15 protein-coding genes are annotated in these 15,265 nt (G+C 61.0%); 13 read left to right on the forward strand and 2 right to left on the reverse strand.

Annotated features, from left to right (window positions below):
* Positions 1-8: 8 nt before the first annotated feature.
* Together motA and motB are read left to right on the forward strand one after the other, a co-directional pair.
* Positions 9-860 (forward strand): flagellar motor stator protein MotA, encoded by an 852-nt coding sequence (motA, locus tag AB4N92_RS14650; protein ID WP_010213623.1) that lies wholly within the window; start codon positions 9-11, stop codon positions 858-860.
* Between the two features lie 3 nt (positions 861-863).
* Complete coding sequence (gene motB / locus AB4N92_RS14655) at positions 864-1,883, forward strand: flagellar motor protein MotB (protein ID WP_010213622.1); 1,020 nt, start codon at positions 864-866, stop codon at positions 1,881-1,883.
* A 51-nt stretch (positions 1,884-1,934) separates the two neighbouring features.
* Here the strand turns inward: motB and rsgA are convergent, their stop codons facing one another.
* Positions 1,935-2,966 (reverse strand): small ribosomal subunit biogenesis GTPase RsgA, encoded by a 1,032-nt coding sequence (gene rsgA, locus AB4N92_RS14660; RefSeq protein WP_003171340.1) that lies wholly within the window; start codon positions 2,964-2,966, stop codon positions 1,935-1,937.
* A 108-nt stretch (positions 2,967-3,074) separates the two neighbouring features.
* Here rsgA and orn point away from each other — a divergent pair, with 108 nt between their 5' ends.
* The gene (orn, locus tag AB4N92_RS14665; protein WP_010213620.1) at positions 3,075-3,617 is read left to right on the forward strand and encodes an oligoribonuclease; all 543 of its coding nucleotides are present in this window, start codon (positions 3,075-3,077) and stop codon (positions 3,615-3,617) included.
* 191 nt (positions 3,618-3,808) lie between these two features.
* Complete coding sequence (locus tag AB4N92_RS14670; protein WP_174555606.1) at positions 3,809-4,426, forward strand: trimeric intracellular cation channel family protein; 618 nt, start codon at positions 3,809-3,811, stop codon at positions 4,424-4,426.
* On the opposite strand, the gene queG is transcribed toward AB4N92_RS14670, so the two are convergent.
* Entirely contained in the window at positions 4,423-5,487 is a 1,065-nt protein-coding gene (queG, locus tag AB4N92_RS14675; protein WP_010213618.1) for a tRNA epoxyqueuosine(34) reductase QueG, read from the reverse strand. The two genes, AB4N92_RS14670 and queG, sit on opposite strands and share 4 nt — an antisense overlap.
* A 63-nt stretch (positions 5,488-5,550) precedes the next feature.
* Here queG and AB4N92_RS14680 point away from each other — a divergent pair, with 63 nt between their 5' ends.
* From AB4N92_RS14680 to hflC, 9 genes are all read left to right on the forward strand, one after another.
* Entirely contained in the window at positions 5,551-6,411 is an 861-nt protein-coding gene (locus AB4N92_RS14680; protein ID WP_010213617.1) for an NAD(P)H-hydrate dehydratase, read from the forward strand.
* Positions 6,399-6,869: a tRNA (adenosine(37)-N6)-threonylcarbamoyltransferase complex ATPase subunit type 1 TsaE gene (gene tsaE / locus AB4N92_RS14685; protein WP_010213616.1), complete on the forward strand. Its 471-nt coding sequence runs from the start codon at positions 6,399-6,401 to the stop codon at positions 6,867-6,869. The genes AB4N92_RS14680 and tsaE overlap by 13 nt, the downstream gene beginning before the upstream one ends.
* A 15-nt stretch (positions 6,870-6,884) precedes the next feature.
* Entirely contained in the window at positions 6,885-8,306 is a 1,422-nt protein-coding gene (locus tag AB4N92_RS14690; RefSeq protein ID WP_010213615.1) for an N-acetylmuramoyl-L-alanine amidase, read from the forward strand.
* Positions 8,306-10,222 (forward strand): DNA mismatch repair endonuclease MutL, encoded by a 1,917-nt coding sequence (gene mutL / locus AB4N92_RS14695; protein WP_236266916.1) that lies wholly within the window; start codon positions 8,306-8,308, stop codon positions 10,220-10,222. Before AB4N92_RS14690 ends, mutL begins: the two co-directional genes overlap by 1 nt.
* Positions 10,222-11,193 (forward strand): tRNA (adenosine(37)-N6)-dimethylallyltransferase MiaA, encoded by a 972-nt coding sequence (gene miaA, locus AB4N92_RS14700; protein ID WP_010213612.1) that lies wholly within the window; start codon positions 10,222-10,224, stop codon positions 11,191-11,193. Before mutL ends, miaA begins: the two co-directional genes overlap by 1 nt.
* A 95-nt stretch (positions 11,194-11,288) precedes the next feature.
* On the forward strand, positions 11,289-11,549 hold the full coding sequence (gene hfq / locus AB4N92_RS14705; protein WP_003171355.1) for an RNA chaperone Hfq: 261 nt from the start codon (positions 11,289-11,291) through the stop codon (positions 11,547-11,549).
* Between the two features lie 12 nt (positions 11,550-11,561).
* Positions 11,562-12,863 (forward strand): ribosome rescue GTPase HflX, encoded by a 1,302-nt coding sequence (gene hflX, locus AB4N92_RS14710; RefSeq protein WP_010213610.1) that lies wholly within the window; start codon positions 11,562-11,564, stop codon positions 12,861-12,863.
* Positions 12,864-12,959: 96 nt separating this feature from the next.
* On the forward strand, positions 12,960-14,135 hold the full coding sequence (gene hflK / locus AB4N92_RS14715; RefSeq protein ID WP_010213608.1) for an FtsH protease activity modulator HflK: 1,176 nt from the start codon (positions 12,960-12,962) through the stop codon (positions 14,133-14,135).
* Positions 14,135-15,001 (forward strand): protease modulator HflC, encoded by an 867-nt coding sequence (hflC, locus tag AB4N92_RS14720; protein WP_010213607.1) that lies wholly within the window; start codon positions 14,135-14,137, stop codon positions 14,999-15,001. The genes hflK and hflC overlap by 1 nt, the downstream gene beginning before the upstream one ends.
* The last annotated feature ends 264 nt before the right edge of the window (positions 15,002-15,265 follow it).

Below are 15,265 nucleotides of genomic sequence, written 5' to 3' on the forward strand. Positions count from 1 at the left end.
CATCTCCTATGGCTAAAATTATCGGCATCATCGTCGTCTTCGCGAGCGTGCTCGGCGGGTACGTCCTGTCCCACGGTAAAATTGCGGCACTGATCCAGCCTTTCGAGGTGATGATTATTGGCGGTGCCGCACTGGGTGCCTTCCTGCAGGCGAACCCCGGCTACATGACCATGCACGTGATCAAGAAGTCGCTGGGCATGTTCGGTTCGCGCTTCACCCATACCTTCTACCTGGAGGTGTTGGGCCTGGTCTACGAGATCCTCAACAAGAGCCGCCGCGAAGGCATGATGGCCATCGAGGCCGACATCGAAGACGCCGCAGCCAGCCCGATTTTCGCCAAGTACCCGGCCGTGCTCAAAGATGAGCGCATGACCGCCTACATCTGTGACTACCTGCGCATCATGTCCTCCGGCAACATGGCCCCCCATGAGCTGGAAGGGCTGTTCGACATGGAATTGTTCAGCCTTAAAGAAGAGCTTGAGCACCCCTCCCACGCCGTGACCGGCATCGCTGACGGTATGCCGGGTTTCGGTATCGTCGCGGCGGTACTCGGCATCGTGGTGACCATGGCGTCCCTGGGTGAGGGCGACCAGGCTGCCATCGGTATGCACGTGGGTGCGGCATTGGTCGGTACCTTCTTCGGTATTCTCGCGGCCTACGGCTTCTTCGGTCCGCTCGCCACCTCCCTGGCCCATGACGCCAAGGAAGAAATCAACCTGTACGAGTCGATCAAGGCCAGCCTGGTCGCCTCCGCTTCCGGGATGCCGCCATCGCTGGCGGTGGAGTTCGGTCGCAAGGTGCTGTACCCCAAGCACCGCCCAAGCTTCGCCGAGCTGGAACAAGCGGTTCGCGGTCGCTAAGCCATGGAAAACAACCAGCCGATAATCATCAAGCGCGTCAAGCGCTTCGCTGCGGGGCACCATGGCGGCGCTTGGAAGATCGCCTTCGCCGACTTTGCGACGGCGATGATGGCGTTCTTCCTGGTGCTGTGGCTGATGTCCACTGCCACGCCGGAACAGAAGATCGCCATTGCCGGCTACTTCAAAGACCCGATTGGTTTCTCGGAAAGCGGCACGCCCTTCGTTATCGACCTGGGCGGCTCACCGCAGTTGGCGCCTGAGCGCACCATCAACCCGGAAATCAAGACCGAATCGCCTCAGGAGAAAATCCCGATCGAGCGCGATACCGTCGAGGCCATGGCTGAACAGGTCGAGCAGGAGCGTCTTGAGCTGTTGCTGCAAGAGCTGCAGAACAAGGTCGAGGAAAACCCGCAGTTGCTGAAGTTCAAGGATCAGATTTCGTTCGAGATCACCCCGGACGGTTTGCGCATCCAGATCACCGATGCGGCCAACCGACCGATGTTCGACTCGGGCAGTGCGCGCTTGAAGCCGTACTTCGAAGACATCCTGCTGGCCATGGCCGACACCATCAAGGCGGTGCCGAACAAGATCAGCATCAGTGGCCACACCGACGCCAAACCCTATGCGGGGCAGGGCGACTTCGGCAACTGGGAGCTCTCGGCCAACCGTGCCAACGCGGCACGTCGTGCGTTGGTGGCCGGTAGCTACCCGGACCCGCAAGTCGCGCGCGTGGTGGGGTTTGCGTCTTCGCAGTTGTTTGATGCGAAAGACCCGTTCAACCCGATCAACCGCCGTATCGATATCGTGGTGCTGACCAAAAAGGCCCAGCGTGCGATTGAGGGTGACCCGCCGCCGGCACCGCAACCCACCCAAGGTGCAGGCGCGCCGGGTGAAGTGCCGGCCGATCCGAACGCTATTCCGCCAGGGCAGGAGCCGTTGCCGGCGCATGAACTGCGCCAGAAGCTGAATTTGTTTGATGAGGGTGGGGTGAAGGATCCTACGGTGCCAGGTACGGGTTCGTAGGCTTCACATACAACAAGGCCGCGATGATCGCGGCCTTGTTGTTTCAGCAGTTTAATAACTGCTTTCGGGCAGACTCGCAATAATCGACCGATAGCTGTTCATCCGCTGCTGCTGCACACGCCCATCCTCCAGCGCCTTGAGCAACGCACAGCCCGGCTCGCGGTCGTGTTTGCAGTCGCGGAAGCGGCAGGTGCCGATCAGGTCGTTGAATTCGATGAAGCCCGCTTCCACATCGCTGCGGCTGACGTGGCCGAGGCCGAATTCGCGGATGCCTGGGGAGTCGATCAACTCACCGCCGCCGGGGAAGTGGAACAGCCGCGCGGTGGTGGTGGTGTGGGTGCCCTGTCCGGACAGTTCCGACAGCGGGCCCACGCGGGTGTCGACTTCCGGCAGCAGGCTGTTGACCAGCGAGGATTTACCCACGCCTGACTGGCCGACAAACACGCTGATGCGCCCGTCCAACTGCTGTTGCAGCTGTTCCATACCATTACCGTGATGCGCCGAAACCTCCAGCACCGGGTAACCGAGGGTGCGGTACACCGCCAGCAAGGCGTTGAGCGCCGGGGCGTTCTGTTCGTCGATCAGGTCGAATTTGTTCAATAGCAACAGCGGGCGGATGCCGGCGTGCTCGGCTGCGACCAGGTAGCGGTCGATCAGGTTGGCATGCGGCTCAGGCAGTGGCGCGAACACGATGACAATCATGTCGACGTTGGCCGCCACTGGCTTGAGCTGGCCGCGGCTGTCCGGGCGGCGCAGTTCGGTGGTGCGAGGCAGTTGGGCGACGATCACGCCGATGCCCTGGTTGCCGGCACGCCAGACCACTTTGTCGCCGGTGACCAGCGCAGGCAGGTTGGCGCGCAGGTGGCAACGGGATACAGAGCCTGCGAGTTCGCCTTCCAGCGCCTCGACTTCGACCTGTACACCAAAGTGCGCGATCACCAGGCCCGTTTGCTCGGGGCCCAGGTCGCCGCCTTCAAGCGCTTCCACGGCGGAGGATTCACGTTTGGCGGCGCGAGCGGCGCGTTCACCTTGAATCTTTTCGATGCGCCAGTTTTGGCGACGGTTGAGCTGGCGTTTGGCCATTGGTGTTCCGTGTCGATAATACAAAGGTTGGGTAAAACGGTCGCGAGTCTAGCATGCCCCTGCCTGCTAAACTGCGCAGCTAAGCCAAGGTGCCAAGAGAATCAAGCCATGCAAAACCCACAGAACCTGATTTGGATCGATCTGGAAATGACCGGTCTGAACCCTGACACCGACGTCATCATCGAAATGGCGACGATTGTCACCGACAGCAACCTCAACACCTTGGCCGAAGGGCCGGTGATTGCCATCCACCACAGCGACGCCGTCCTCGCCACCATGGACGAGTGGAATACCCGCACTCATGGCAACTCCGGCCTGACCCAGCGCGTGCGCGACAGCCGTATCAGCATGGCCGAAGCAGAAGCCGAGACCATCGCCTTCCTGGAAAAGTGGGTGCCCAAGGGCAAGTCGCCGATCTGCGGCAACAGCATCTGCCAGGATCGTCGCTTCCTTTATACGCATATGAAGGCGCTGGAAAGCTACTTCCACTACCGCAACCTGGATGTGTCCACGCTTAAGGAATTGGCCGCGCGCTGGGCGCCGGAAGTCAAAGACAGCTTCCATAAAGGCAGCACGCACTTGGCGCTGGATGATATTCGCGAGTCGATTGCCGAGCTGCAGCATTACCGCAAGCATTTCATCAAGGCCTGAAGATGTGGCGCCTGGCCCGGCGCCATCGCAGGCAAGCCAGCTCCCACGCTTGACCGTTTTGTCACGACGCGCGCGGAACAAATGGGGGAGCTGGCTCGCCTGCGGTAGGGTCGACGCGGTCTTTCGCCAAGCGCCCTCTTTTGGTGCCATCAGCAAATGATTAGACTGCCGGCCTCATTGCAAGGATCGCCATCATGCTGCTGATGCTCTACCTCATCGCCATCACCGCCGAAGCCATGACCGGCGCGCTGTCGGCCGGACGACGTGGCATGGACTGGTTCGGCGTGGTGCTGATCGCGTGTGTGACGGCGTTGGGTGGCGGTTCGGTGCGTGATGTGCTGCTTGGGCACTACCCGCTGACCTGGGTCAAGCACCCGGAATACCTGGTGCTGACCTCCATTGCCGCACTGGTGACGATCTTTATCGCACCGCTGATGCGCCGCCTGCGCTCGCTGTTCCTGGCGCTGGACGCCGTTGGCCTGGTGGCCTTCACCCTGATCGGTTGCATGACTGCGCTGGAAATGGGCCACGGCATGCTGGTGGCATCGGTCAGCGGGGTGATCACCGGGGTCTTCGGCGGCATCCTGCGCGACATCTTCTGCAACGACATCCCGCTGATCTTTCGCCGCGAGCTGTACGCCAGTGTGTCGTTCCTCGCCGCCTGGTTTTATATGCTGTGCCTTTATCTGGAGCTGCCCAGCGAGCAAGCGATCCTGCTGACCCTGTTCAGCGGCTTTCTACTGCGCCTGCTGGCGATCCGTTTTCACTGGGAAATGCCCAAGTTCGTCTACAACGACGATGTGCACTAGCGGCTGGCGTGCTGGTTCAGTGCCCATTCCACGTGTTCGCGCACCAGTTCCGACGGGTAATCCCGGCGTGCCTTCAAAGCCTCCAGCACTGGAATGCTCGACGGCGCATTGCCCAGGCCCACCGCGAGATTGCGCAGCCAGCGCTCGTAGCCGGCACGACGCAGCGGTGAGCCTTCGGTGCTGCTGAGGAATTTATCCTCGTCCCACATAAACAACTCGGCCAGTTCTGCGTTATCCAGATTGTGGCGTGGCTTGAAATCGCTTTCGCCGGTAGCGCGGGCGAAACGATTCCACGGGCACACGATCTGACAGTCATCGCAGCCGAACACGCGGTTGCCGATCAGTGGGCGCAGGTCCTCGGGAATCGCGTGTTTGAGCTCGATGGTCAGGTAGGAAATGCAGCGTCGCGCGTCCAACACATAGGGACCGACGAAGGCATTGGTGGGGCAGATGTCCAGGCAAGCAGTGCAGCGGCCGCAGTGTTCAGTGCTGTGGGGCGCGTCGATCGGCAGCGGCAAGTCGACAAACAGCTCGCTGAGGAAGAAGTAACTGCCCGCCTTGCGATTGAGTACCAGGGTGTTTTTACCGATCCAGCCCAGCCCGGCTTTTTCGGCGATGGCTTTTTCCAGCACTGGTGCGCTGTCGACAAAGGCGCGGAAACCGAAAGGGCCGATCTGCGCCTGGATGCGGTCGGCCAGTTGCTGCACGCGCTTGCGGATCAGCTTGTGATAGTCGCGGCCCAGGGCGTAACGCGAGATGTAGGCTTTTTCCGGCTTGGCCAGTAATTGGGCCATTTGTGTATCGCCCGGTAGGTAATCCATGCGCAGCGACACCACGCGCAAGGTACCGGGCACCAGTTCATCGGGATGAGAGCGTTTGCTGCCATGGGCGCCCATGTACTCCATCTCGCCGTGGTAGCCCGCGTCGAGCCAGCGTTGCAGGTGCTGCTCATGCTCGGCGAGGTCCAGGCCGCTGATGCCGACTTGTTGAAAGCCCAGTTCGCGGCCCCAGTCTTTGATCGATTGGGCGAGGGCGGGCAGATCGGTGGTGATGGCAGGCATGAGACAAGGGAAACCGCAGGTTAGATAGGTATAATTCTGCCAGACATCGGAGCTCGAAGACGCATGCCGCAGACAAAACACGCAATAACCGACGTACAGTCCCTCTTGCACGGCCATTTGCCGCAGCTGGCGGCGCGCTCCCCGGACGACCATAAAGGCCGGTTTGGCCACCTGTTGGTCATAGGTGGCGACCGCGGCTTGGGTGGCGCAGCCTTGCTGAGCGCAGAAAGTGCCTTGCGCAGTGGCGCGGGCATGGTGTCCCTGGCAACGCGCCTGGAGCACGTGCCAGCTGCTTTGGCTCGCTTGCCGGAAGTCATGACGGTGGGTGTGAGCTCGGCCAACCAACTGATGGGCCTGCTGGAAAAAATCTCGGTCATTGTGATCGGGCCTGGCCTTGGAGACGCGTCCTGGGGCAAAAGCCTGCTGTCTGTGGCCGCCAACGCCAAGCAACCGCAAGTCTGGGACGCCGACGCCTTGAACCAACTCGCCAGCGGCAGCGTCAGCTTGCCGGCCAACTGCGTGATCACCCCGCATCCGGGGGAGGCCGCGCGGTTGTTGGGCATTTCGATAGCCGAGGTTCAGGCCGATCGTCTTAGGGTGGCGCGCGCGTTGAGCCAGACATTCAATGCAGTGGCTATCCTCAAGGGGGCTGGCAGTTTGATTGCCAGCCCGGACGGACGAGTTTCACGGTGTGAACAAGGTCATCCGGCGATGGCAACTGCAGGGCTGGGCGATGTCCTGGCCGGCCTGGTGGGCGCGTTGCTGGCCCAGGGCATGCAGGCCTATGAGGCAAGCTGTCTGGCGGTTTGGTTGCACGCCACGGCGGGCGATCGCCAGGGCACCTTTGGTCGTGGCTTGGCTGCCAGCGACTTGATACCTGCCATTCGTCAATTGTTGGAGGAGCAGTCGCCGTGTCTGAAGTAATCCTTTTCCTGGCCGATGAAGAGGCCACCGTTGCGTTCGGGCAACGCCTTGCGCAGGTGACGGCGGGGACAGGGCTGATCTTTCTGGAAGGCAACTTGGGGGCGGGCAAGACCACGTTGTCCCGAGGGATTATCCGCGGGTTGGGCCACACTGGGGCAGTAAAAAGCCCTACGTTCACCCTGGTCGAACCCTACGAAATCGGTGCGGTGCGCGCCTTCCACTTTGACCTCTATCGTCTGGTGGACCCCGAAGAGTTGGAATACATGGGGATCCGGGATTACTTCGATGACGATGCGTTGTGCCTGATTGAGTGGCCAGATAAAGGCACAGGCTTTTTGCCAAAGCCTGACATGACCATTACCATTACGCCGCATGAGCACGGGCGTCAGTTGAAGTTGTTGCCCCAGAGCGCGCGCGGCCAGTCGTGGTGCGCCGCTTTGGCATTGGAATTCAAATAATTGGTGGGGTTAGGTATGCGCTTTCGCGCGTTGGTTGCTGTCGTGGGGGTGTTGCTTGCGGCAATGACTGTCAATGCTCTGGCTGCTTCACAGGTAAAAAGTGTGCGCCTGTGGCGAGCGCCGGATAACACGCGACTGGTGTTCGACCTGTCTGGGCCGGTCCAGCACAGCGTCTTTACCCTGACGGCGCCCGATCGCCTGGTGATCGACATCAACGGCGCGACCCTGGCCGCGCCGTTGAAAGTGTCCACCGCCAATACCCCGATTACCGCCATGCGCTCGGCCCAACGGACACCGACCGACCTGCGCGTGGTGATCGACCTGAAAAAGGTCGTGACCCCGAAAAGCTTCTCCCTGGCGCCTAACGCCCAGTACGGCAACCGACTGGTGGTCGACCTGTTCGACAATGCCGCCGATGCCAACCCGCCACCTGCACCGCCCCCGAGCGTTGCGACTGTCCCGGCGGTTCCGGTCAATCCGTCGCAACCGCAGGTCAAGCTGCCTCCGCCACCACCGGCTCCGGCCGGCAAGCGCGACATTATCGTGGTGATCGATGCTGGTCACGGTGGTGAGGATCCGGGTGCCTCCGGTTCACGCGGTCAGCATGAAAAAGACGTGGTACTGGCGATTGCCCGTGAACTGCAGCGTCAGATCAATGCGATGAAAGGCTACCGCGCCGAGCTGACCCGTACCGGCGACTACTTCATTCCATTGCGCGGCCGTACCGAAATCGCCCGTAAGAAGGGCGCCGACCTGTTCGTGTCGATCCATGCCGACGCCGCGCCTTCGGCCGCAGCCTTTGGCGCCTCGGTGTTTGCCCTGTCGGATCGCGGCGCTACCTCCGAGACCGCGCGTTGGCTGGCCGACAGTGAAAACCGTTCCGACCTGATCGGCGGAGCCGGCAACGTATCACTCGATGACAAGGACAAAATGCTCGCCGGTGTGTTGCTCGACCTGTCGATGACCGCTTCGCTGACGTCCAGCCTGAACGTCGGCCAGAAGGTCCTGAGCAATATCGGCCGCGTTACGCCGCTGCACAAACAGCGCGTAGAGCAAGCGGGCTTCATGGTGCTGAAATCGCCGGACATCCCCTCGATCCTGGTGGAAACCGGCTTTATCTCCAATTCCAACGAAGCCTCGAAACTGGCGACCGGCAGCCACCAGCAGGCGCTGGCGCGTTCCATCAGCGCCGGTGTTCGCCAGTTCTTCCAGCAGAATCCGCCACCGGGCACCTATATCGCCTGGCTGCGTGACTCCGGGAAAATCGCTCAGGGCCCGCGCGACCATCGCGTGCAGCCCGGCGACACCCTGGCCATGCTGGCCGTGCGTTTCCAGGTGTCGGCCGCTACCTTGCGCAGCGCCAACAACCTGAAGACGGATGAATTGAAAGTCGGCCAGGTGTTGACCATCCCTGGCACTGAATTGGCGGCACAGTAATGAGCGAATCCATTCTGGACAACGGCTCACGCATCGAACTGCTGAGCCCACGTCTTGCCAACCAGATTGCGGCGGGCGAGGTTGTGGAGCGTCCGGCATCGGTGATCAAGGAACTGCTGGAAAACAGCATCGACTCCGGCGCCAAGCGCATTGATGTCGACGTGGAGCAGGGCGGCGTCAAGCTGCTGCGGGTGCGTGATGATGGCAGCGGCATTTCTTCCGACGACTTGCCGCTGGCCTTGGCGCGTCACGCCACCAGCAAGATTCGCGACTTGGAAGACCTGGAACGGGTGATGAGCCTGGGCTTTCGCGGTGAGGCCCTGGCCTCTATCAGCTCTGTGGCGCGCCTGACCCTGACGTCTCGCACTCGCAGCGCCGAGCAGGCCTGGCAAGTGGAAACCGAAGGTCGCGACATGGCACCTCGGGTCCAGCCGGCAGCCCATCCCGTCGGTACTTCGGTGGAAGTGCGCGACCTGTTCTTCAACACCCCGGCGCGGCGTAAATTCCTCAAGGCCGAAAAAACCGAATTCGATCACCTGCAGGAAGTCATCAAACGCCTGGCCTTGGCCCGCTTCGACGTGGCGTTTCACTTGCGTCATAACGGCAAGACCATCCTCAGTTTGCACGAAGCCCACGATGACGCCGCGCGTGCTCGCCGTGTGTCGGCGATCTGCGGGCCGGGGTTCCTGGAGCAGGCGCTGCCGATTGAAATCGAACGCAATGGCCTGCGGCTGTGGGGCTGGGTCGGCTTGCCGACCTTCTCCCGCAGCCAGGCGGACTTGCAGTATTTCTTTGTGAATGGCCGTGCGGTGCGCGACAAACTGGTGGCCCACGCGGTGCGCCAGGCCTATCGCGATGTGCTGTTCAACGGGCGGCACCCAACGTTTGTGCTGTTTTTTGAGGTCGACCCGTCGGTGGTGGACGTTAACGTGCACCCCACCAAGCACGAAGTGCGCTTCCGTGACGGACGCATGGTGCACGACTTCCTCTATGGCACCTTGCACCGCACCCTGGGTGATGTGCGCCCAGACGATCAATTGGCCGCGCCCATTGTGACGGCCGTGGTCCGCCCGAGTGGCCCGCAAGCCGGTGAGTTTGGCCCCCAGGGCGAAATGAGCCTGGCGGCCAACCTGTTGCAATCGCCGCAGTCGCAACCGTCCTATACCGCGCCGAATGCCGGCGCCGGCTCGGGTTATCAATACCAATACACCCCGCGTCCACAGTCGGCGGTGCCGGTGGCTGAGGCCCAGGCTGCTTACCGCGAGTTTTTCGCGCCGCTGCCGGGTGCTGAACCGGGCGCGCCGGTTGCCCTGCCGGAAGGCGGTGGAGATATCCCGCCGTTGGGCTACGCGTTGGCGCAGCTCAAGGGCATCTACATCCTGGCGGAAAACGCCCATGGCCTGGTGCTGGTGGACATGCACGCCGCCCACGAGCGGATCATGTACGAACGCCTCAAGATTGCCATGGCCAGCGAAGGCCTCAGCGGCCAGCCGCTGCTGGTGCCGGAGTCGCTGGCAGTCAGCCAGCGCGAGGCCGATTGTGCCGAAGAGCACCACAGCGTGTTCCAGAGGCTGGGCTTCGAACTGCAGCGCCTGGGCCCGGAAACCCTGGCCATCCGTCAGATTCCTGCGCTGCTCAAGCAGGCCGAGGCCAACCGGCTGGTGGCCGACGTACTGGCTGACCTGATGGAATACGGCACCAGTGACCGCATCCAGGCCCACATCAACGAACTGCTCGGCACCATGGCCTGCCACGGTGCCATTCGCGCCAATCGCCGCCTGGCCTTGCCGGAAATGAACGGCCTGCTGCGCGACATGGAAAACACCGAACGCAGCGGGCAATGCAACCATGGCCGACCGACCTGGACCCAGATGGGCCTGGACGATCTGGACAAACTCTTCCTGCGCGGCCGTTGATGAGTGCCTTGCCCCCCGCCATCTTCCTGATGGGCCCTACGGCCGCCGGCAAGACCGACCTGGCCATCGAGCTGACCAAGGTGCTGCCGTGCGAGCTGATCAGTGTCGACTCGGCCCTGGTTTACCGGGACATGGACATCGGCACCGCCAAGCCATCAAAAGCGCTGCTGGCCCAGTATCCGCATCAGTTGATCGACATCATCGACCCGTCAGAGAGCTATTCGGCCGCGGATTTTCGCACAGACGCCCTGGCTGCCATGGCTGACATCACCGCGCGAGGCAATATTCCGCTGCTGGTGGGCGGCACGATGCTCTATTACAAGGCTTTGCAGGAGGGCCTGGCGGACATGCCGCCGGCCGACGCCCAGGTGCGCGCCGAACTGGAAGAAGAGGCTGCACGCCTTGGCTGGCAAGCCTTGCACGACCAGTTGGCGTCGGTAGACCCAATATCTGCCGCGCGCATTCACCCCAATGACCCCCAGCGCCTCACTCGCGCCTTGGAGGTCTGGCGTGTCAGCGGGCAGACCATGACTGAACACCGGCTGAAACAAAGTGCGCAAAGTGCTGACGCAGGCGCATCTGGCGCATCACAATTGCCCTATACTGTGGCGAATCTGGCCATCGCTCCGGCAAATCGCCAGGTGCTGCATGAACGAATTGCACAAAGATTCACAATTATGTTGGAACAGGGGTTTGTGGACGAGGTCGTAGCTCTGCGTTCCAGAGGTGACCTGCACCCAGGGTTACCTTCGATACGTGCTGTAGGCTACCGTCAAGTCTGGGATCATCTGGATGGCAAGCTGACGTCAGCCGAAATGCAGGAACGCGGCATCATTGCCACGCGCCAATTGGCGAAACGCCAGTTCACCTGGTTGCGCAGCTGGAGCGATTTGCACTGGCTGGACAGTCTGGACAGCGACAATCTGTCACGCGCCTTGAAATACTTGGGAACGGTCTCCATATTGAGCTGAGTCCCTGCAATTGCCGTCTATCCTTGGGGGTGTGACGGCCATAAGCTATCTATTTTCCGATTTTTTTATTATTGATCCTTAAAGGAGTGCGGCACATGTCAAAAGGGCATTCGCTACAAGACCCTTACTTGAATACTTTACGTAAAGAGAAAGTGGGGGTTTCCATCTACCTGGTCAACGGTATCAAGCTGCAGGGCACGATCGAGTCGTTCGACCAGTTCGTGATCCTGCTGAAGAACACCGTCAGCCAGATGGTCTACAAGCACGCTATCTCGACAGTCGTTCCAGTTCGTCCAATCCGTCTGCCTAGCGCAGCAGGTGATGATGCAGCTGACGCTGAGCCAGGTAACGCCTGATAGGAGTCTCCTTTGTTCTTTGAGCGCCACGGTGGTGGTGAGCGAGTAATCCTCGTTCACTTGGATGGACAGGACCCTGAGGCGCGCGAAGATCCGCAGGAGTTTCAGGAGTTGGCAAATTCGGCCGGCGCCGAGACCGTTGCGTTTTTTAACGTACCGCGTCATCGGCCAACCGCCAAATTCCTGATTGGCAGCGGCAAGGTCGAGGAACTGCGCGACCTGGTGCACGCCGAAGAAGCCGATCTGGTGATCTTCAATCACGTCCTCACGCCCAGTCAGGAACGTAACCTCGAACGTGTCTTCGAGTGTCGCGTGATCGACCGTACCGGTCTGATTCTCGATATTTTCGCCCAGCGCGCCCGTACCCATGAAGGCAAGCTCCAGGTCGAACTGGCCCAGCTTGATCACATGAGCACCCGCCTGGTCCGCGGCTGGACTCACCTTGAGCGTCAAGGTGGCGGCATCGGCATGCGTGGTCCGGGTGAAACCCAGCTCGAAACCGACCGACGCCTGTTGCGGGTTCGCCTGCGCCAGATCAAGGGTCGCCTGGAGAAGGTACGCAGCCAGCGTGAGCAATCACGACGGGGTCGTTCCCGTGCGGATATCCCGACCGTGTCGCTGGTGGGCTATACCAACGCCGGCAAATCCACACTCTTCAATAACGTGACGAAATCGGACGTGTACGCGGCCGACCAACTGTTCGCCACCCTCGACCCGACCTTGCGTCGTCTGGATCTGGACGACCTGGGGCCGATTGTCCTGGCCGACACCGTAGGTTTCATTCGTCACTTGCCGCACAAGCTGGTCGAGGCATTTCGGTCTACGCTCGAAGAGTCGAGCAACTCCGACCTGCTGTTGCACGTGATCGATGCGGCCGAACCGGATCGCATGTTGCAGATTGAACAGGTGATGCTGGTACTGGGCGAGATCGGTGCCCAGGACTTGCCGATCCTCGAGGTCTATAACAAACTCGATTTGCTTGAAGGCGTTGAGCCACAAATCCAGCGCGATGAGAACGGCAAGCCCCAGCGGGTCTGGCTGTCGGCGCGTGATGGCAGTGGTCTTGAGTTGCTTGAACAAGCCATTGCCGAGTTGCTTGGCAGCGATTTGTTCGTCGGCACCTTGCGCTTGCCCCAGCGTTTTGCTCGACTGCGTGCACAGTTTTTCGAGCTGGGTGCGGTGCAGAAAGAAGAACACGACGAAGAAGGTGTCAGCTTGCTGGCCGTTCGATTGCCGCGCTCGGAGCTGAATCGGCTGGTCAGCCGTGAAGGCGTTGTACCGGCAGAGTTCATCGAACAACACACTTTGCAATAAAAGCCTCCTAAAGCGGTTGTGCCGCGGTGGCAGGCATTCTGTAGCATTGGTCGGCGCGCCGTGGGTGCGTCTTTGCTTTATCAGATGGAGAGCGCTATGGCTTGGAATGAGCCGGGTGGCAACTCGAATAATCAGGATCCTTGGGGTGGTAAACGCCGCAATAATGGCGACCGCAAGGGGCCACCAGATCTCGACGAGGCCTTCCGAAAGCTGCAGGAAAGCCTGAATGGGTTGTTCGGTGGTGGAAAAAAACGGGGTGGTGACGACGGTGGTCGCACAAGCAAGGGCGGCGGCTATGGCCTGCTGGGCCTGGGTCTTGTCGTGCTGGCGGCCGTATGGCTGTACAGCGCCGTCTACGTGGTGGACGAGCAGGAGCAAGCCGTGGTGCTGCGCTTCGGCAAATACTACGAGACTGTCGGCCCTGGCCTGAACATCTATTTCCCGCCGATCGACAAGAAGTACATGGAAAACGTCACGCGTGAGCGTGCCTACACCAAGCAGGGCCAGATGCTGACCGAAGACGAGAACATCGTCGAAGTGCCGCTGACCGTGCAGTACAAGATCAGCAACCTGCAGGACTTCGTGCTGAACGTTGATCAGCCGGAAATCAGCCTGCAACACGCTACCGAAAGTGCCCTGCGCCATGTCGTCGGTTCTACCGCGATGGACCAGGTGCTGACCGAAGGGCGTGAATTGATGGCCAGCGAGATCAAGGAGCGCCTGCAACGGTTCCTCGATACCTATCGCACCGGTATTACCGTCACCCAGGTGAACGTACAGAGCGCAGCCGCACCGCGCGAAGTACAGGAAGCCTTCGATGACGTGATCCGTGCCCGTGAAGACGAGCAGCGCTCGCGCAACCAGGCTGAAACCTACGCCAACGGCGTCGTGCCGGAAGCCCGTGGTCAGGCCCAGCGCATCCTCGAGGACGCCAACGGTTATCGCGACGAAGTGGTCTCTCGTGCCAAGGGTGAGGCGGATCGCTTTACCAAGTTGGTCGCCGAGTACCGCAAGGCGCCAGAAGTCACGCGTGAGCGTCTGTACCTGGACACCATGCAGGAAGTCTTCAGCAACACCAGCAAGGTTCTCGTGACCGGCAGCAAAGGTGGGCAGAACAACCTGCTGTACCTGCCGCTGGACAAGATGATCGAAGGTGGTCGTAGCAGCACCAGCGCACCGTCCACCGGTTCCACTGCCGCTGCCAACGAAGCGAGCGCCCGTGCGGCCGCTGACTTGCTGCAACAGCAAACACGTACCAGGGAGAGTCGTTGATGAGCAATAAATCGCTGACCGCCCTGATTGTGGGCGTCGTCGTGGTCATCGCTGCCTGGAACTGCTTCTACATCGTGGCTCAGACCGAGCGTGCGGTGCTGCTGCAATTCGGTCGCGTGGTCCAGGCGGATGTCCAGCCGGGCCTGCATGTGAAAGTCCCCTACGTCAACCAGGTGCGCAAGTTCGACGCCCGCCTGATGACCCTGGATGCACCGACACAGCGCTTCCTGACCCTGGAAAAGAAAGCCGTGATGGTTGACGCTTACGCCAAGTGGCGCGTCAAGGATGCCGAGCGCTTCTACACTGCGACCTCCGGCCTCAAGCAGATTGCCGACGAGCGTTTGTCGCGCCGTCTGGAGTCGGGCCTGCGTGACCAGTTTGGTAAGCGCACCCTGCATGAGGTGGTTTCCGGTGAGCGTGATGCGCTGATGGCTGACATCACCCGTTCGCTGAACACGATGGCGGAAAAAGAGCTGGGCATCGAAGTGGTTGATGTCCGGGTCAAGGCTATCGACCTGCCGAAGGAAGTGAACCGCAGCGTGTTCGAGCGGATGAGCACCGAGCGTGAGCGTGAAGCCCGTGAGCACCGCGCCAAGGGTAACGAGTTGGCTGAAGGTATCCGAGCGGATGCCGACCGTCAGCGCCGTGTCCTGCTGGCCGAAGCCTATCGCGAGTCTGAAGAGGCCCGTGGTGATGGCGATGCTCAAGCGGCGGCGATCTACGCCAAGGCCTACGGACAGGACCAGGAGTTCTACGCGTTCTACCGTAGCCTGCGCGCCTACCGTGAAAGCTTCGCGAACAAAACCGACGTCATGGTGCTGGACCCAAGCAGCGACTTCTTCCGCTACCTGGAAAAGTCCAAGTAACCAGCCTGTGATTCTGTAGGTGTCATCTCCGTCGGGCGGCTAAAACGCCTGGCGGGGTGATCCTTTCAGAAAACGGGTGTATGATGCGGCAGCCGGGAAATTCCCGGCTTTTTTGCGTCTGCATGTTTGATTCGGCAGGCGTGACAGGTTTTTCGAGGAAAGTGCCCGACGAGGCCGATTGCAGGCCGTTCGTCACGTCGCTCTTGCGCGTGGTTTATGCAGGGGGCGGGTGTTTTCTGCTTCACTCAAGGCTCGGCCGAGGGC

The organism is Pseudomonas sp. S3_A09, from assembly GCF_054668065.1.

Coding starts and splice junctions, on each gene's coding strand:
- motA (WP_010213623.1), top strand. CDS start 9: ATGGCTAAAATTATCGGCATCATCGTCGTCTTCGCGAGCGTGCTCGGC.
- motB (WP_010213622.1), top strand. CDS start 864: ATGGAAAACAACCAGCCGATAATCATCAAGCGCGTCAAGCGCTTCGCT.
- rsgA (WP_003171340.1), bottom strand. CDS start 2,966: ATGGCCAAACGCCAGCTCAACCGTCGCCAAAACTGGCGCATCGAAAAG.
- orn (WP_010213620.1), top strand. CDS start 3,075: ATGCAAAACCCACAGAACCTGATTTGGATCGATCTGGAAATGACCGGT.
- queG (WP_010213618.1), bottom strand. CDS start 5,487: ATGCCTGCCATCACCACCGATCTGCCCGCCCTCGCCCAATCGATCAAA.
- AB4N92_RS14680 (WP_010213617.1), top strand. CDS start 5,551: ATGCCGCAGACAAAACACGCAATAACCGACGTACAGTCCCTCTTGCAC.
- AB4N92_RS14690 (WP_010213615.1), top strand. CDS start 6,885: ATGCGCTTTCGCGCGTTGGTTGCTGTCGTGGGGGTGTTGCTTGCGGCA.
- mutL (WP_236266916.1), top strand. CDS start 8,306: ATGAGCGAATCCATTCTGGACAACGGCTCACGCATCGAACTGCTGAGC.
- miaA (WP_010213612.1), top strand. CDS start 10,222: ATGAGTGCCTTGCCCCCCGCCATCTTCCTGATGGGCCCTACGGCCGCC.
- hfq (WP_003171355.1), top strand. CDS start 11,289: ATGTCAAAAGGGCATTCGCTACAAGACCCTTACTTGAATACTTTACGT.
- hflK (WP_010213608.1), top strand. CDS start 12,960: ATGGCTTGGAATGAGCCGGGTGGCAACTCGAATAATCAGGATCCTTGG.
- hflC (WP_010213607.1), top strand. CDS start 14,135: ATGAGCAATAAATCGCTGACCGCCCTGATTGTGGGCGTCGTCGTGGTC.